Origin of the sequence: Streptomyces coeruleoprunus (assembly GCF_039542925.1) — a bacterium.
Lineage (GTDB): Bacteria > Actinomycetota > Actinomycetes > Streptomycetales > Streptomycetaceae > Streptomyces > Streptomyces coeruleoprunus.
This window is the reverse complement of sequence record NZ_BAABIT010000001.1, coordinates 5,787,537-5,804,901: the sequence shown is the minus strand read 5'-3', so window position 1 is coordinate 5,804,901 and position 17,365 is coordinate 5,787,537. Positions and strand designations below refer to the sequence as shown.

Annotated in this window: 14 protein-coding genes; 5 read left to right on the top strand and 9 right to left on the bottom strand. The window is 73.5% G+C overall.

Annotated elements, in window-relative coordinates:
- Nucleotides 1-86: 86 nt before the first annotated feature.
- From ABEB09_RS25945 to ABEB09_RS25925, 5 genes are all read left to right on the top strand, one after another.
- Nucleotides 87-1,055 carry a hypothetical protein gene (locus tag ABEB09_RS25945; RefSeq protein WP_345692321.1) on the top strand — a complete coding sequence of 323 codons (969 nt, stop codon included), beginning with the start codon at nt 87-89 and terminating at the stop codon, nt 1,053-1,055.
- Nucleotides 1,052-2,317, top strand: a complete 1,266-nt coding sequence (locus ABEB09_RS25940) for a sensor histidine kinase (RefSeq protein WP_345692320.1) — start codon at nt 1,052-1,054, stop codon at nt 2,315-2,317. The genes ABEB09_RS25945 and ABEB09_RS25940 overlap by 4 nt, the downstream gene beginning before the upstream one ends.
- 29 nt (nt 2,318-2,346) lie before the next feature.
- Nucleotides 2,347-2,964 carry a response regulator gene (locus ABEB09_RS25935; RefSeq protein ID WP_380840183.1) on the top strand — a complete coding sequence of 206 codons (618 nt, stop codon included), beginning with the start codon at nt 2,347-2,349 and terminating at the stop codon, nt 2,962-2,964.
- 82 nt (nt 2,965-3,046) lie between these two features.
- Complete coding sequence (locus ABEB09_RS25930) at nt 3,047-4,495, top strand: peptidoglycan D,D-transpeptidase FtsI family protein (RefSeq protein ID WP_345692319.1); 1,449 nt, start codon at nt 3,047-3,049, stop codon at nt 4,493-4,495.
- A gap of 58 nt (nt 4,496-4,553) precedes the next feature.
- Complete coding sequence (locus tag ABEB09_RS25925; protein WP_345692318.1) at nt 4,554-5,024, top strand: hypothetical protein; 471 nt, start codon at nt 4,554-4,556, stop codon at nt 5,022-5,024.
- Here the strand turns inward: ABEB09_RS25925 and ABEB09_RS25920 are convergent.
- The 9 genes from ABEB09_RS25920 to ABEB09_RS25880 form a co-directional block, all read right to left on the bottom strand.
- Nucleotides 4,966-6,030 carry a pectinesterase family protein gene (locus tag ABEB09_RS25920; protein WP_345692317.1) on the bottom strand — a complete coding sequence of 355 codons (1,065 nt, stop codon included), beginning with the start codon at nt 6,028-6,030 and terminating at the stop codon, nt 4,966-4,968. The two genes, ABEB09_RS25925 and ABEB09_RS25920, sit on opposite strands and share 59 nt — an antisense overlap.
- Before the next feature lie 713 nt (nt 6,031-6,743).
- Nucleotides 6,744-8,051 (bottom strand): pectate lyase family protein, encoded by a 1,308-nt coding sequence (locus tag ABEB09_RS25915; protein WP_417790612.1) that lies wholly within the window; start codon nt 8,049-8,051, stop codon nt 6,744-6,746.
- A 22-nt stretch (nt 8,052-8,073) separates the two neighbouring features.
- Entirely contained in the window at nt 8,074-8,898 is an 825-nt protein-coding gene (locus ABEB09_RS25910) for a rhamnogalacturonan acetylesterase (RefSeq protein ID WP_345694091.1), read from the bottom strand.
- Between the two features lie 98 nt (nt 8,899-8,996).
- Entirely contained in the window at nt 8,997-10,340 is a 1,344-nt protein-coding gene (locus ABEB09_RS25905; RefSeq protein WP_345692315.1) for an ABC transporter substrate-binding protein, read from the bottom strand.
- Between the two features lie 116 nt (nt 10,341-10,456).
- Entirely contained in the window at nt 10,457-12,493 is a 2,037-nt protein-coding gene (locus tag ABEB09_RS25900) for a pectinesterase family protein (RefSeq protein WP_345692314.1), read from the bottom strand.
- A gap of 41 nt (nt 12,494-12,534) precedes the next feature.
- Nucleotides 12,535-14,061, bottom strand: a complete 1,527-nt coding sequence (locus ABEB09_RS25895; RefSeq protein WP_345692313.1) for a glycoside hydrolase family 43 protein — start codon at nt 14,059-14,061, stop codon at nt 12,535-12,537.
- A complete protein-coding gene (locus ABEB09_RS25890) occupies nt 14,058-14,897 on the bottom strand; it encodes a DUF6807 domain-containing protein (RefSeq protein WP_345692312.1) in 840 nt (279 codons plus the stop codon). The genes ABEB09_RS25895 and ABEB09_RS25890 overlap by 4 nt, the downstream gene beginning before the upstream one ends.
- Complete coding sequence (locus ABEB09_RS25885) at nt 14,894-16,042, bottom strand: Gfo/Idh/MocA family protein (protein WP_345692311.1); 1,149 nt, start codon at nt 16,040-16,042, stop codon at nt 14,894-14,896. The genes ABEB09_RS25890 and ABEB09_RS25885 overlap by 4 nt, the downstream gene beginning before the upstream one ends.
- The gene (locus ABEB09_RS25880) at nt 16,039-17,328 is read right to left on the bottom strand and encodes a pectate lyase family protein (RefSeq protein WP_345692310.1); all 1,290 of its coding nucleotides are present in this window, start codon (nt 17,326-17,328) and stop codon (nt 16,039-16,041) included. Before ABEB09_RS25880 ends, ABEB09_RS25885 begins: the two co-directional genes overlap by 4 nt.
- Between the last annotated feature and the right edge of the window lie 37 nt (nt 17,329-17,365).

The following is a 17,365-nucleotide window of genomic DNA, read 5'->3' as shown; positions in this document are numbered from 1 at the left end:
GGTAGGGGACAGATCCGCCGTATGGCGGAGAAGGATCGTCGCCGGGCAGGAGGTGCGGCCACCGGTCCGCGCGGGAGCGTGGGGGCATGACCACGACACACCTCGTCGCCCCGCCCGGCCCGGCCGCCCGCGTGCTGCGCGGCCTCGCCATCGCCTCCTGCCTGCCGTACCTCTCGCTCAAGGTCGCCTGGGTCGCCGGCAGCCGGGCCGGCATCCCGGAGGGCAGCGTGCTGCTGGAGCGCCCCGGGCTGATGACGGCCCTCAACAGCGTGACCGTGCTGATGGACGCCGCCGTGGTCGTCCTGGCGCTGCTGCTCACCCAGCGCTGGGGCATGCGGGTACCGCCCTGGCTGCCGGCCTTCACCCTGTGGGTGGCGACCGGGCTGCTCCTGCCGATCATGGTGGCGTATCCGCTGCAGCTGCTCCTCGGGGCGGCGGGCGGCGGGGAGCCGGTGGCGGCCGGGCCTGTGGAGCCGTTCCTCGACGCGTGGGTGTTCCCCGTCGTGTACGGCGGGTTCATCGTCCAGGGGCTCACGCTCGGCGCCCTGTTCGTGCGGTACGCGCGCGGACGCTGGGGCCACCTGTGGCGGGGCACGGTGTGGGAGCTGCCGTCGGCCGTGTCCGGCCCCGGGATGCGGGCCGCCGCCCTGGTGGCGTCGCTGGTGCTGCTGGTGCCGACCGCGCTGCACGTGGGCTGGGCGGCCGGGATGACGACCGGGCTGACGCCCGGCCAGCTCACCGGCGCCAGAACCGACTTCATCGCCCGGGAGGTCCCCCGGATCCTGTTCGCGGTGTTCGCCGTGGCGGGCACGCTGCTGCTGGCGTACCGGCGCGGCCGCTCCCTTCCCGTCCGGATACCGCTGGGGCTCGCCTGGACCGGGTCGGCCGCGGTGGGCTGCTGGGGCGGCTGGCTGCTGTTCGCGGCCCTGGTCCCGGCGGACGATGCCGCGAAGGAGCCCACGGCACTGCTCACGCTCGCCTACGCTGGCGAAATGATCACGGGGTTGGTGCTGGGCTGCTGTGTGGCCCGCTTCCTGCGGCGGCGCACCGGATGAGACGCGCGGCGACGGCGCTGTTCGGGCGCGGGGCCCGGCTGCGGTGGGTCCATCTGGTGCTGGGCGGCGCGCTGTTGATGCCGTACTGGCTGCTGTCGCTGGTGCTGCTCGCGCCGTTCGGCGACGGGCGCGGCATGTGGGGCGGCTCACTGGCCGTGCAGTTCGGGGCGTACGCGCTGTCCCTGCCGCTGGCCGCCGTCACGGCCCTCTTCCCGCTGGCCAGGCCGCTGTCGGTGGCGGTGGCGCGGTCGCTGTGCGGGGTACCGGCGGAGCGGTTCGCGGAGGGGCCCGCGCGGTCGCGGGCGGCGAGGGCGCGGACGGCCGGCTGGTTCACGCTGCACGTCGGGGTGGGCGCGCTGGTCAGCGGGGCGTCGCTGGCGCTGCCGCCGTTCGCGGTGGTCACGATGGCCGTGCCGTTCTCGGACGGGCTGCGCGGCTCCGAACTGGCCGCGTTCTACGGCCTGGACGAGCGGTGGCTGGTCCTGCTGGGCGTACCGGCCGGGCTGCTGATGCTGCTGACCCTCGCCGCGGCCTCCGCGGCGGCGGGCGCGCTGCTCGCCCGGCAGGCCCCCGTGCTGCTGGGGCCGACGCCCGCCGACCGGCTGGCGGCGGCGGAGCGGCGGGCCGCGGAGCTCGCCGCACGCAACCGGCTGGCGCGGGAGCTGCACGACTCGGTGGGCCATGCGCTGAGCGCCGTCACCCTGCAGGCGGGCGCCGCGCGCCGGGTCCTGGACGGCGGGCCGGACGCCGACCTCGGCTTCGTACGCGAGGCGCTGACGGCGATCGAGGAGACCACGCGGCGCACGGTCGGCGAACTCGACTCGGTGCTCGGCCTGTTGCGGCAGGGCGAGGACGACGGCGAGCTGTCCGGCCCGGGCCTGGAGGCGCTGGACGTGCTGCTCGCGCACAGCGGGGCGGAGGTGGCGTACGACGCGGTGGGTGATGCGGCCGCCGTCCCGGGCCCGGTGTCGCGCGAGGCGTACCGGATCGTCCAGGAGGGGCTGAGCAACGCGCTGCGGCACGCCGGTGCCGTTCCCGTGTCCCTGCGGGTGTGCGCGAAGGACGACGAACTGGAGATCACGATGGAGAATCCGCTCACTCCCGGCGCGGCGCCGGTCGTGCGGCCCGGCGGGGGACGCGGACTGCGCGGCATCGCCGAACGGGCCGCCCTGCTCGGCGGCCGGGCGGTCTGCGGGCCGGCCGCGGACGGTACGGCCTGGCGGGTCGCCGTCCGCCTGCCGCTGAAGGGGGGCCGGTGGTGATCCGGGTGGTGCTCGCGGACGACGAGCGGATGGTGCGGACCGCGCTGCGGGTCATCCTGGAGGCCGAGCCGGACCTGACGGTGGCCGGGGAGGCGGCGACGGGCGCCGAGGCGGTGTCGGTCGTGCGCGAGGTGCGGCCGGACGTCGTGCTGATGGACGTGCGCATGCCGGAGATCGACGGGATCCGCGCGACGGAACAGCTCCTCGGGTCGATGCCGGAGCCGCCGAGGATCGTGGTGGTGACGACGTTCGAGAACGACCAGTACGTGTACGACGCGCTGCGGGCCGGCGCGGCCGGATTCCTGCTGAAGCGCGCGGCGGCCGAGGACCTGGTCGCGGCGGTGCGGCTGGTCGCGCGCAGCGACTCGCTGCTGTACCCGGCGGCGGTGCGGGGCCTGGCGGCCGAGTACGGGCGGCGCGGGCCGGCCGCCACGGCGGCCTGGGTGGCGCGGCTGACCGAGCGGGAGGCCGACGTGCTGCGGCTGATGGCGACGGGGCTGACGAACGCGGAGATCGCCGAGCGACTGCGGGTCGGCCCCGCGACGGCGAAGACGCACGTGGCGGCCGTACTGGCGAAGACCGGCGCCCGGGACCGTACGCAGGCGGTGATCGCGGCGTACGAGTCGGGCTTCATCCGGCCCGCGTGAGGACCGCCCGAGCATGAGTATTTCCTGAGAAAGGGGACGGATCGGAACGGACCGCGCCGCCCTCCTCGTCCACCTGTACGGGATGAACAAGACGATCAGAAGAGCGGCCGTCTTCTCCCTGCTGCTGGTGTTCGCCCTGCTCCTGCGGGCGACCTGGGTGCAGGCGTACGAAGCGAAGGCCCTGACGGAGAACAAGAAGAACCGGCGCACGGTCATGGCGCAGTACGCCCAGCCGCTGGGCGACATCGTCGTGGCCGGCGCACCGGTGACCGGCTCGGCCCGGACGAGGAGCGGCGACCTCGCGTACAAGCGGACGTACACGGACGGCGCGCTGTACGCGGCGGTCACCGGGTACGGCTCGCAGGCGTACGGGGCGACGCAGCTGGAGGGCATCTACTCCAAGGTGCTGGACGGCACGGACACCCGGCTGAAGAACCCGCTCGACGCGCTCACCGGCAAGCGGGCCGAGCCCGGTGACGTGCTGACGACGATCGACCCCGCCGTGCAGAAGGCCGGATTCGAGGCGCTGGGCGACACCAAGGGCGCGGCCGTGGCGCTCGACCCGCGGACGGGCCGGATCCTCGGCATGGTCAGCACCCCGTCGTACGACCCGTCGTCCATCGCCGGGGCCACGGACGGCGAGGCCTGGCGGAAGCTCGGCACCGACGAGGACAAGCCGCTGGTGAACCGGGCCATCCGGCAGCCGGTGGCGCCCGGTTCGACGTTCAAGCTGGTCGTCGCGGCGGCCGCGCTGGAGGACGGCCTGTACGGCTCGGTCGACGAGCCGACGCGGAGCCCCGACCCGTACACCCTGCCCGGCACGCGCCGGGTCCTGGAGAACGAGAACCGGTCCGCGCCCTGCGAGAACGCCTCGATCCGCACGGCGCTGCGCTACTCGTGCAACAACGTGTTCGGCAAGATGGCCGTCGACCTGGGGCAGGACAAGGTCGGGGCGATGGCGGAGAAGTTCGGCTTCAACGACAAGAAGCAGGACGTGCCGGTGCGCGCGTACCCCAGCGTGTACCCGTCGGGGATGGACAAGGCGCAGACGGCGCTGTCGGGCATCGGCCAGTTCGACGTCACGGCGACCCCGCTGCAGATCGCCATGGTGTCGGCGGCCTTCGCCAACGACGGGATGCTGGCGGCGCCGCACATGGTGTCGAAGGTCGTCGACGCGGACGGCGACACCCTCCAGTCGTTCGAGGACGGCGACGCGCGGCGGATCGTGTCCGCGTCCACCGCGGAACAGCTGCGGTCCGCGATGGTCACGGTCGTCGAGCAGGGCACCGGCAGCAACGCGCGGATCGACGGCGCCGAGGTGGGCGGCAAGACCGGTACGGCGCAGCGCGGCGTGAACAACAGCGAGAAGCCGTACGCCTGGTTCACGTCGTACGCGAAGGACGCGAAGACCGGCAAGGAGGTCGCCGTCGCGGTGCTCATCGAGGACTCCGACGCCGCGCGCGCCGAGGTCAGCGGCAACGGCCTGGCGGCCCCGGTGGCGCGGAAGATGATGGAGGCGGCGCTGAAGTGAGGCACGGGCGAGTGGTAAGGAAGGGACGGCTGTTCGGTTCCTTCCTCCTGGAGTCACCATGCGCCTGTCGTCGCGCCCCCGTTCCCTGTCCGGCTGGACCATGGCGGTGTTCGGGCTGCTCGCCACGTCGCTCGGCGTCGTCGGTCTGGCGGCCCCCGATGTACTGCTGACGGTGATGGGCTTCGTGCCCATACCGGATGCGCGGCGCGCGGAGGGGGACCACACCCCGGTGTTCCTGACGGCCTCGTCCATGGCGGCGGTCAACATGGGCGCCTACTACGTGCTCGCGGCGCTCGCCGACTGGCGGGCGTTCTTCCGGTGGACGGTGCCGTTCCGGCTGCTGACGTGCGCGGTGTTCACCGCCGCCGTCGCCACGGGCCGCGCCCCGGCCGGGTTCCTCGGCGTGGGGCTGTGGGAGGGGCTCGGCGCCCTGGCGACGGCGGCGGCGCTGCGTCACGAACGCCGGGCGGTCACCCGGCGTCCCGCAGCCGCCAGGGGTGCCAGTCGCCCAGGTACGTCTGCGGGGTGAGCGTGGCGGCCTCCTCGGCGGTGAGCTGCGGCCGGTTCTCCGGTACGCGGATCTCCGCGCCCGGGCCGGAGTTGCGGTACTCCGCGAACCGCTGCTGCTGCCACGGGAACTGCTCCCGCATGTTCGTGTACGGCGCGGTCGCGTCGATCCCCGGGCCCAGGTGGCTGTCCCGGACGACGAGCGACGGCCGGGCGGTCGTGTCGGACGTCGGCACCCACGGCCGCGCCAGCTTGTACGCGGCGTCCTCCGCGCCGCTGGTGATTCGGCACTTCACCGCGAGGAAGCCGTACGGGTTGGCACGGGCCGTGGAGGGGGCGAACACCATGCCCTCGGGCTTGAACGCCACGTCCCGGTCGAGGGTGTGGAAGCGGCAGTGCGCGAAGACGGCGGTGGCCCGGCCGAACACGAAGTCGACGTCGCCCTCGATGTAGCAGTGGCTGTAGTACTGGCGGACGAAGGCGGTGAGCGCCGACGAGTCCGCGTACAGGGTGTCCTGGTGCCCGAGGAACCGGCAGCCGTGGAACGCCGACCGGTCCCCCATGACCTTGATGGCCACGGCCTGGGTGCCGGTGATGTCCGGGTGGTCGGCGCGCAGGAAGTCGTTGGCGAACGTGATCCCGCGGGCGGTGAAGCCCTCGGCGGCCACGGTGACCGTCGCCGAGCCGCTGGTGCCGTACGTCCCCGAACCGTCGGGCTTCGGGGTGCCGGCGGCGTTGTCGTACACGATGACCGTGTCCCGGGGGTCGTCGCCGCCCCCGACGAGGGTCAGCCCCGGCCGGTCGGCCCCGATCCGCACGACCTCCCGGTACGTCCCCGGGGCGAGCACCACGGTGCCCCCGGGCCCGACGGCGTCCACCGCGGCCTGAACGGTGGCGTGATCACCCCGCCCTTGGGGATCCACGTACAACGTCCGCGCGGGAGCCGACGCGGCCGCCCACGCCCTCCCGGGCACGACGGCCCCCAACAACACGGCCCCGACGACGGCTCTCCGACTGACGGACCACATCACACGACCTCCTGACGTAGAACTTCCACTGTGATTACGTGGCTGACGCGATACCCCCACCGACGGTGAGCCGCCCACGGGCGGGCGCGCCCACCCACCCGCCGGGGGGTAACCCGCCCACGTGCGGGCGGCCCCACCCACCCCACCCCCCCCGGCGGTCAGCCGCCCATGGGCGGGCGGGTCCACCCACCCCACCCCCCCGGCCGGTAGGCGCCCGACGACGGGACGGGGGTGGACCGGGGGTCGCGCGCGCAGGATTGGCGGTGCTGGGACGCCTCGCTCTCAAGGCCCCGCACGAGCCAATCTGAGCACGTGACCCCCGGGCCGCCCCCGGACCCACCCACCGTCGTGACGCGCAAGGGGCGGACCCTCAGGCCGGGGGGCCGTTCCTGCTGTGCCCACCCGTTCCGCCCTTGGCGGAACGCATGCCCACAGCAGGAACGGCGGCATCGACGCGAGCCCACACCGACGAAACCGCGCCGCACCCACGGCAAGGAACCGCGGCGCGGCCGCCCCTCAGCGAGGAACAGCGGCGCGGCCGCCCCTCAGCGAGGAACAGCGGCGCGCCCCGCAGCCAGGAACAGCAGCGCGCCCCGCAGCGTGGGATCGCGGCACCGCGGCGCGAGCCCACAACGACGGGGTGGCGCGGACGCCCACGGCGGCGAACGGCGGCAGAAAGGGCGGGGTGCATGGGGCCGCAGGGCCCCAGTGGCTCAGCGCAGCGTGCCCGCGCCGGCCCGGTGGCTCAGCAGCCCCGGCAGGGCGCGGGGGTCGTCGACCCGGGTGCGCAGGGTCGGCGTCCAGCCCGCGCCGGGCTGCAGGACCTCCCCCGGGACCTCCGCGTTGTGCACGGCGAGCAGATCCACGCAGCGGCCGTTGACGTAGTTCCCCGCCACGGTGACCGGCGCCTCCTTCCACTTCTTGAGGATCCGCCCGGCCCCCACGCCCGCCGGCAGCGTGAACGCGTTCTTCTCCGCGACGAGTTGCGACTCGGCGCCGATGCCGAAGCTGTAGGCGTACCCCTGCGCCGGGACCACGTAGTGGTTGTTGTACGCGTCGACCTTGCCGAACCGCACGCGCGGGGCGCGCTCCACGACGTTCTTGAAGACGTTGTGGTGGAGCGTGACCCGCAGCCTGCCCCGGTCGGTCGCGCCCGCGCTGTCGCTGTTGCCGATCATGAGGGTCTTGTCATGGTCGGCGAAGACGTTCCAGGAGGCGGTCACGAGGTCCGCGCCCCGCACGATGTCGAGTTCGCCGTCGTGCTGCTGGTAGATCTCGCCGTAGTGGCGGGGCAGCGAGCTGTCCGGGTACCGGCCGTCGGTGAACGTGTTGTGGTCGACCCAGACGTGGGTGGAGCCGTACACGACCATCGCGTCGTACTCGGAGTTCCACGCGCCGGTGGCTCCGTCCGTGGGGTCCCACTGCGGGAAGCAGTCGAGGGGGCTCTCCAGGGTGAGGTTGCGGACGATGACGTTGTCGACGCCGCGGATCTGGAGGCTGCCGCCGGTGATGCCGGCGTCCGGGCCGACGCCGACGATGGTGGTGTTGGCGGGGACGTACGCCTTGATGGCCTTGTCCTGGTTCTTGGCGGAGGCGGCCCGCAGGTCCTCCTGGGGGCCGCTGACGGGCTTGTCGTAGCCCCAGACGGCCGGGTCGTAGTCGGCGAGGTAGCGGGCGAAGTCGTACCCGGGGGCCTCGAAGGACGCGCAGCCGCCCACCGTGGCGTCGAGCGTGCCGACGACCCGGATGAGCTTGGGTGCGTCGCCCCCGGCGGCCAGCGCGGCGCGGAAGGCGTCCCAGGTGGAGACGGTGTACACGTGGTCGGCGCCGGCGCCGGCGCCGCCCGTGGTGCCGCCGTCGGCGGAGGCCCAGCCGTCACCGGCGGGCAGGGTCTGGCGGCCGGTCTCGCGGGCGCCGGTCCCGGCCGCGGCGGCGGGTGAGGTCAGGGACAGCACCAGGGCGGTGGAGGCCGCCAGAGACGTGGTGATCATGATGCGGGCATGACATCTACGAGCGTGCATTGCGGCTCCTTCGGGATGACTGCTACGAGGGGTCCTGCGTCGGCCACGTGATCCACTCCGTCGGGACCGGCTCGTCCAGCCGCCGTACGTCCCGCGCGCCGAGCACCCCGGCGCCCCGCAGGCCCGCGGCCGCCATGCGGGCCACCTCGATGGCGCCGCGCGGCCGGAAGTGGGTGTTGTCCTGCTTGCCGTCCGGGTAGTTGGGCGAATCCCCGGGGGCGAGCCAGTTGAAGTACTCCTTGGAGGGCTCCGGGCCGAGCCGCTGCCAGGCCGCGAGCGACACGGCCTGGACGTCCACGAGCGGGACGCCGTGTTCGGCGGCGAGCGCCCGCATGGCCGCCGGGTAGTCGCCGTGGGTCGTCACGGCGTTGCCGCCGGCGTCGAACTTCCGGCGTTCGACGGAGGTGAGCAGGACCGGAAGCGCCCCGCGGGCCCGGGCCCCGGTGACGTACTGGAGGAGGTGCTGCCGGTACGTCGTCCACGGCTCGGTGTAGCGGGCCGGGTCGGCGGCCTTCTGGTCGTTGTGGCCGAACTGGACGAGGAGCAGGTCGCCGGGGCGTATCGCGTCCAGGACCGGGGCGAGCCGCCCCTCGTCGATGAAGCTCTTGGAACTGCGGCCGTTGACGGCGTGGTTGGAGACCCGCAGGTGCGGGGTGAGGAAGAAGGGCAGGGCCATGCCCCACCCGGTCTCGGGTGCGGCGTCGGCGTACTTCTGCGCGGCGGTGGAGTCGCCGGCGATGTACAGGGTGCGCGTGCGGCGCGGCGCGGCGGCGGCCGGCTGGGCGGCGGCGGTCGCGAGGGGGAGGGCGGCGAGCGCCGCCACGGTCTGTCTGCGGCTCAGGGACACGTGGGCGTGCCTCACTCTCGTAACTCTCGTACGGGCGTGGGTCGGGGGTGGCCGGCGGCGGGGCGCGACCCGGACCGCCGCCGGCCGGTCTGCGGGGATCAGCCCTTGTTCTGCTGCTTCCACTCGGCCTGGGCCTCGTTGAGCTGCTTCGCGAGGGTGCCGAGGAAGTCCTTGGCGCTCATCGCGCCGAGCAGCACCTTCTGGAAGTTGGGCTCGTTCTCCGACTTGCTGATCTTGTTCCAGTCGGGGAGGTAGTACGGCAGCTGGACGATCTTCGTGGAGCCGTCGGTGAGGGCCTGGGCGCCGAGCTTGGTGGGCTCGGCCTCCTGGATCCAGGCGTCCTTGGAGGCGTCGGTGTTGGCCGGGATGGCGCCCGCCGACTTGTTCCACTTGCTGTTGGACTGGTGGGACGCGGCGAACTCGATGAACTTCCATGCCGCGGCCTTGTTCTCACTGGTGCGGAAGAGGCCGAGGCCGTCGACCGGGTTGGAGACCTGGACGCGGGTGCCGCCGGGGCCGAGCGGGTTGGGGATGCCGGCGAACTTGTCCTTGCCGAGGGCCTTCACGTGGTCCGTGTACGACCCCAGGTTGTGGTTCATCATGCCGATGGTGCCCGTGTCGAACTGGGCGTTCATCTTCTTGAAGTCGTTGTTGACGTCGGCCTCGGGCGTGGTCCGCTTGAAGAGGCCGACGTACTTCTCCAGCGCGGCCACGTTCTTGGGGTCGTCGACCGTGGTCGTGTCGCCGTTCCAGAACTCCGTGATGCCGGACTGGCCGTACATCGCGTCCAGCGCCTGCGCGATGGAGCCGGCGCCGCCGCGGATGGTGTAGCCGAACTTGTTGTTCTTCGCGTCGGTGAGCTTCCCGGCGGCCGTGTAGAAGGCGTCCCAGGTGGTGGGCGCCGGGAGGCCGGCCGCCTTGAACAGGTCGGTGCGGTAGTAGAGGACGCCGTTGCTGGCGGAGGTCGGCACCGAGTACATCTCGTCGCCGCGGCCGCCGGCGGACTTCACGGAGTCCACCATGGCGGGCACGAGCTTGCCGTCGAGGGAGGAGCTCTTGATGCGTTCGCCGACCGGGTCCAGGGCGTTCTGGGCGACCATGTTGGCCAGGTAGGCGGCGCCGACGCCACCCACGTCGGGCAGGCCGCCGCCGGCGATGGCGGTGTCGTACTTCGACTGGACGTCCTCGCTGGGGATCGGGACGTACTTGACCTTGATGTCCGGGTTGGCGGCCTCGAAGTCCTTGATGATCTCCTGCCAGATGGCGGTCCGCACACCACCGTTGTTGTCCCAGAAGGTGATGGTGCCCTTGCCCGAGCCCTCGGCGCCGCTCGCGCCGGTGCCGTCGTCGCCGCAGGCGGTGGCGGTCAGGGCGAGTGTGGCGGTCAGGGCGACGGCGCCGGCGGCGCGTCCCCGTCCTCTGAGGCTTCCGGAGATGGTCATGTCGGCTCTTCTCTCTGAGTGCTGGTGTGCGGGAGGTGCGGGGTGGGGGGCGGCTGACTGCGGTGCGGGACGTGCGAGGGGGGTGGCCGGCTCCGGTGCGGGGGTGGGGAGCGGGCCTAGCCGCGGTGCGGGGCCCAGCCGTCGTGGCCCGCGAGGTAGTGGGCGACGTCGTGGACGGCGGCGTCCGCGTCGGACATCTGCGGGCGGTCCGGGGTGACGGCGGCGCCCGGCCCGTAGTTGCGGTACTCGGCGAAGCGGGCGTCGCGCCACGAGAAGCCGCCCATGTCGGTCCACGGCGAGGCCTTGACCGCGGCGGGCAGTTCGGTGTCCCGGATCAGGACCTGGCCGACGGCGTTCGGCTCGCCGCCCGGGTGCCAGGGGCGGCCCAGGTGGAAGGAGCCGGCGGGGGCGTCGCTGACGATCCGGGACCGGGTGATCAGGAAGCCGTACGGGTTGCCCGTCCAGGTGCTGGCGGCGGTGATGTAGCCGTTGTTGGTGGCGGAGCCGCGGCTGAGCGCCCGGATGACCGAGTTCTCGACGACGGTGGTCGCCCGTCCGTAGAGGAAGTCGACGTCGCCCTCCAGGTAGGAGTCGCGGAGGTAGACGCGGCTGACGCGGTCCAGCTTGGGGCTGTCGGTCATCAGGGTGTCCTGGTTGCCCTTGAAGGCGGTGTTCTCGAAGACGATCCGGTCGCCGGTCGTCTTCATCGCGAGGGCCTGCTCGCCCTTCAGCTCCACGGCCGCCTCGTCGAAGTCGTTGACGAAGGTGAGGTTGCGGGCGGAGACGTCGGAGGCGGCGATGAGGACGGTGGCGCTGCCGCTGGAGCCTCCGTACTCGGCGGGCGTGTCGTGCGCGATGACGGTGTCGGCGCGGTCCCGTCCGGTGCCGAGGAGCGCGATCCTCGGCTTGTCGGCGGGGATGCGGACCTTCTCGCGGTACGTCCCGGGCGCGAGGCGCAGGGTGACGGTGCCGTCGTTGCCGGCGGGGACGGCGTCGACGGCGGCCTGCACGGTGGGGTAGGCGGCGGGCACGTCGAGGACGGTGTCGGTGCCGAGGGTGCGCTGCGGGCCGGAGAAGCGGGTGACCAGGGCGGGCACGGCGGCTGCGGGGTCGAGCCGGTAGGCGTAGTGGTCCCGGGGGTCGAAGGCGGTGCCCCAGGCGTCGTGGCGGCCGGTGGTGCCGTCCAGGACGGAGCCGCGCTGGACCAGTTCGGCGGTGGCGTCGGCCTGGTGGGGGTGCTGCACGTCCCGGTAGTAGCTGTTCTCGATGACCATGCGGGTGCGGCCGCGCGCCCAGTTGCCGTAGGTCCAGACGGGGTCGCCGTCCTTGACCTGGGCGGACAGGTAGTTGTTGTAGAGGTGGGCGTAGGCGCAGTTGTCGGCGGACGGGTTGCGCTGCTTGGTGCCGCGGAACCAGTTGTGGTCGATGGTGATCTGGGTGGTGACGTTCGTCGTCCAGCCGATGCCGAGGGCCTTGTTGTGGTCCTCGAACCGGTTGTACGAGACGGTGACGTACTGGCTGTCCTTGCGGATGTCGAGCATGCCGTCGCCGAGCCGGCTGAAGCGGTTGTGGTCGATCCAGACGTGGGAGACGGAGTCCATCTGGATGCCGTCGAAGTCGTTGGTCTTGCCGTCCCAGTCGCCGTCGACGTAGGAGTCGCGGATGGTGAGGTTGCGGATGATCACATTGCGGGTGCCGGGCTTGAGGTTCAGTTCGCCGTGGACGATCTCGCCGGTGGTGCCGACGCCGATGATGGTCTTGTCGGAGGCGACGTCGACGGAGGCGCCGAAGGGTGCCACGTCGATGGCTCCGGCGACGCGGATGATGTACGGCTCGGCCGCGGCGGCGTACCGGGCGAGGTCGGCGTGGGTGCGGACGGTGACGACGCGGCCGCCGCGCCCTCCGGTGGTGCCGCCGGCGAGGGAGGCGAATCCGTGCGGGCGGTCGGTCCAGCGGCCGGCGGCGCGGGGGTCGGCGGGCGCGGTGGGCTGCTCGGCGGACCGCACGGCCGGGGCGGTCCCGGCCGGGGGCGTCGCCGCGGCGGGCGTGGTGGCGCCCGGTCCGACGGCGACGACGGCGGCGAGGGTGGTGACGGCGGCGACGGCCCTTCCCGGCCTTCGGCGCGGGAAGCGCTTGCTACGGAGGTGCGTCATGGCGGCTCCCAACAGGCTTACGACGGGGGTGTGTTACGGCGTCACGTGATGCGGAAGTCGGTGAACACGGCGGTACCGGCGCTGCCCTGGCCCTCGGGGGCGGCGGCGAACAGGCCGAGCAGCGCCCCGACCCAGCGCCAGGGCGTGGCGGCGAAGACCGGCCCGGACGGCTGCCACCCGTCCGCCGTGTGCCAGGCGAACCGGCACCGGGCCCCGGCCGCCACCTCGACCCGCAGCCGGACCGGCCCCTCGGGGGCGGGCCGTACGGGCGCGGCGTCCCGCTCGCGCTCCGCGACGGGCTCGGCGAACCGGTGGACGAGCCGGACCCGCCCGTCGTCGCCGCGCTCCAGGCCGATCCAGGAGTAGGCGTCGCCCAGCACGGCGAGCCCGGCGCGGGCCCCCGGCTCGGTCGAGTCGAGGCGCAGCTCCACCTCGGCGGTGAACGCCTCGGCGGGCAGCCGCTGGGTGAGCACGTGCGGCAGGAGCCGCAGGTCGTGCAGGTCGCGGCCGCGGACGCAGGCCATGCGCAGCCCGTCGCCGCCGTGCTCGACGGTCCAGCCGGCGCCGGGGTTGGCGGTCCACTGCCACTGCCGCCCGAACCGGCCGCCCGGGAAGGCGTCGTCGGTGGCGGGCGCCTCCGGCGGCTGCGGCGGGGCGGCCGGCTTGCGGTGGACGCGTACGGGCTCGCCCCGGTCGCCCATGACGGGCCAGCCGTCCACGTCCCAGGTCATGGGCTGGAGGTGGACGACCCGACCGTAGGGGCCGCGCGCCTGGAAGTGCAGGAACCAGTCCTCGCCCGCGGGGGTGCGGACCCAGCCGCCCTGGTGGGGGCCGTTGACGTCGGTGCGGCCCTGGGCGAGGACGGTCCTCTCCTCGTACGGGCCGAAGAAGTCCCGGGACCGGAAGGCGCCCTGCCAGCCGGTCTCCACTCCCCCGGCGGGCGCGAGGATCCAGAACCAGCCGTCGTGCCGGTACAGCTTGGGCCCTTCGAGGGTGAACCAGCCGGGGATGCGGTCGCCGTCGACGACGACCTTGCCCTCGTCGAGGAGGGTGCGGCCGTCGCGGCTCATGCGGTGGCCGGTGAGCCGGTTCTTCACACCGGAGCGGGACCTCGCCCAGGCGTGGACGAGGTAGGCCTCGCCGGTCCCGTCGTCCCACAGCGGGCAGGCGTCGATCAGTCCCCTGCCCGCCTTGAGCAGGTGCGGCTCGCTCCACGGGCCGCGGATGTGCTCGGCGTTGATCTGGTACACGCCGTGGTCGGGGTCGCCCCAGAAGATCCAGAAGCGGCCGTCGGCGTGGCGCAGGGACGGCGCCCACACACCCTTGTCGTGGCGGGGTGCGGCGAAGTCGGCGGCCGGGGCGAGCCGCGGGAGCGCGTGGCCGATGAGCGACCAGTTGACCAGGTCGCGGGAGTGGAGCAGGGGCAGGCCGGGGGCGCGGCCGAAGCTGGACGCGGTGAGGTAGAAGTCCTCGCCGACCGCGAGGACGTCGGGGTCGGACCAGTCGGCGTTGAGGACGGGGTTGCGGTAGGTGCCGTCGCCGAGGTCGGCTCTCCAGACCGGGGTCACGACAGGGCCTTCCGTATCAGCGTGCCGGCGGCGGCCCGGTCGAGGCGGCCGTCGGCGACGACGGTGACGACGCGGCGGACGACGGTGCCGCCGGCGGGGACGGGGAGGCGGTCGGCCCAGGCGAGGGACGAGCCGACGCCCGGGTACTCGCGGGTCCTGACGAACCAGGGGTCCTTGCGGGTGTCGTCGGTGGCGCCGGCAAAGACTAGGGTCCAGTCGGCGCCGGACAGGGCGAGCCAGTCGGCGGTGCGCCCGTGGACCTCGCCCTCGCCCTCCTCGTGGGCGGTGAACACGTCGGGCGCGGCGGGCTCCTTGGGGGCGCGCCAGAAGAAGCCGCCGTATCCGGCGCCGGGGCGGCCGTTGGTGGCGGGCGAGCCGATGGACAGGTCGTCGGGGCCGGGGTTGGTGAGCGAGAAGGTGACGTCCAGGGCCCAGGCGGTGGGCGTGACGGCGGTGGCGGCGACGGTGCGGCGCTCCCGCAGGAGTTCGGTGTCGCCGGCGCGCCAGCTGAGGTCCTCGACGAAGCCGTCGGGGTCGCGGAGCTTCCAGCCGTCGTGGCGCTGCTCGCCGTGGTTGTCGAGCGCGGTGGGGCCCTGGTCGCGGACGAAGGTGCGGCCGCCCCAGAAGTTGCGGGCGCCGACGTCGGGCACGGCGATGGAGACGCCCAGGTGGTGGAGGTGGTCGGCGGGCTGTTCCTCGGTGACGGTGGTGCCGCCCAGCGTGGTGACGGGGTGGAGGTAGGGGCGGGGGGAGAGCCGTGCGGGCAGGTCGGGCCGGTGGAGGTAGCGGCCGACGGGCCGTCCCTGGCAGCGCAGGACGAGGGGGGTCGTCGTCATGGGGCTTTCGCCTCCAGCTCGGAGAAGAGGGAGAGGGTGTCGGCGCTGGCGTGGACGAGCGCGTCGACGCCCTTGACGATCCGGCGGCCGGCCACCTCGTCGGCGTACCAGCTGCCGGGGGGCAGGGGGCGCGGGTCGGGGGCGGTGCGGACGGCTTCGACGACGCGCATGAAGGCGCCGGTGCGGTGGGGCGGGACGAGCAGTTCCGCGCCGTCGGTGAGGTGGCGGACCAGGTTCTCCAGCAGGTCGGTGCGGCCGTGGACGGTTTCGACGGGGCCGTGTCCGGCGCGCTGCACGAGGACGCGGTCCTGCTTGTACCAGAAGGTGATGCGGCCGTGGCGGCCGTGGACGAGGACGTACGGCTCGCCGGGCTGTTCGGCGCAGAGGGTGACGGCGGCGGTGACCGGGGTGCCGCTCGTGGTGGTGATCCGTACGCAGGAGGTGTCGTCGGCCTCGATGTCGTTGGCGCGGGCGAGTTCGAGTTCGATGCCGGTGACGTCCTCGGCGTGCGGGCTGCCGTCGAGGGCGAGCGCGGTGGCGACGGCGTGGGCGAGCGGGTTGGTGAGGACGCCGTCGACGACGTCGGTACCGCCCATGCGGCGCCGGCCGGCCCAGGGCGAGCGGCGGAAGTAGGCCTCGTCGCGGGCCCAGGCGCCAGCGGCGCCGATGCCGGTGACCTCGCCGATGGCGCCGTCGGCCACGAGAGCGGCGATGGCGGGCAGGGCGTGCGAGCCGAGGGACTGGAAGCCGATCTGGCAGGCGGTGCCGGCCTCCCGTACGCCGTCGGCCATGCGCCGGAACTCGGCCTCGGAGGGCGCGGGTGGCTTCTCCAACAGGAGGTGGACGCCGCGCCGGGCGGCGCTGAGGGCGAGGTCGGTATGGGTGTCGATGGGGGTGCAGACGACGGCGATCCGGGCGCCGGTGGTGTCGAGGAGGGCGCCGAAGTCGGCGGACTGGGCGGGCGTGCCGAGGCCGTCGAGTTCCCGCTCGTCGAGGGGGAAGAGTTCGCAGATCCCGGCGAGGGTGACGAGCCCGGCCCGCCGGAGGCGGCGGATGTTGTCGAGGTGCCAGCGGCCGTGGCCGCGGGCCCCCGCGAGGACGACGGCGACCGGTGCGCCGGCGGGCGGGGTGAGGGGTGTGGTCACCGGATCCTCCCGGCGCCCGCGCCGTCGGCGACCGCTCGGTCGGCCGTCGCGGCGCTGTCGATCCGCCCGTGCAGGGTGGGCCGCGGGCCGACGTCGGCCGTCAGGTCGCGCTCGCTGCCGGAGTTGTAGGCGTTGTGGATGGTGCGCAGGTCGACCGGGTAACCGTTGAACAGGGTGCCGGTCGCGTGCAGGGCCGTGCCGTTCCAGCTCTTGACCAGGTCGGCCACCTCGATGTGGCCGGGCGCCGTGAAGGCGTTGTTCTCGGCGTACACGCGCGACTCGGTGCCGATGCCGAGCGAGTAGCGGTGGTCGGTGCCCTCGGGGATGACGTAGCGGTTGTTGTAGAGGTGCACCTGGCCGAAGCGGACGCGGGGTGCGCGCTGGACGACGGCCGCGAACTCGTTGTGGTGCAGGGTGATCCGGAGCTTGCCGCGGTCGCCGGTCGCGGAGTCGCTGTTGCCGATGAGCATCGCCTTGTCGTGGCCGGTCAGCCGGCTCCAGGAGACGGTGATCAGGTCGGAGCCGTTGGTGATGTCCAGCAGGCCGTCGTGGCGCAGGTAGTTGCGGGCGAAGTGGGTGGGTTCCTTCGCGTCGGGGTGGCCCTTGTCGGAGAGCGTGACGTGGTCGATCCAGACGTGGGTGGCGCCGCGCAGCCAGATGGTGTCGTACGCGGTCTTCCAGTCGCCGAGGCCGCCGTTGTTGGGCTGCCAGACGGGGAAGCAGTCGTAGGCGTCGCGGAGGTCGAGGTTGCGGATGATCACGTTGTCCGCGTCCTCGACCTGGAGGCTGGCGCCCTTGAGCACGGCGCCGGAGCCGAGGCCGACGATCGTGGTGTGGGAGCCGACCGGCAGCTCGACCCGCTCGGCCTGCCGGGCGGCGGAGGCCTGGCGGGCCTCCTCCTGCGGGCCGCTCGGCTTGGCGGAGCCCCAGGTCCGGGGGTCGTAGGCGGCGAGGTACTTCGCCAGGTCGTAGCCGCCGGTGGCGTAGTCGGCGCAGTCGAGGTGCTCGCCGTGGTCGTCGGTGTTGGCGTCGATGGTCCCCGCGATCTTGATGATCTTCGGGGTGTCGCTGCCGCCGTCGAGCGCGCGGACGAGCTCGGCGCGGTTGGTGACGGTGTGCACGTGGGCGTCGTCGGCCGCGGCGCCGCCGGTGGTGCCGCCTTCGGCGGCCGCCCAGCCGTCGTCCGGGGCGAGGGTCTCGCGGCTGATGTCGCGGGCCTCGGCGTGGGCGGGCACGGAGAGCGTCCCCAGCAGGACGAGGGCGACGGCCGGATGGCTCTTCCTCATACGGGTCCTCATACGGGTCCTCATGCGGGGCAGGCGG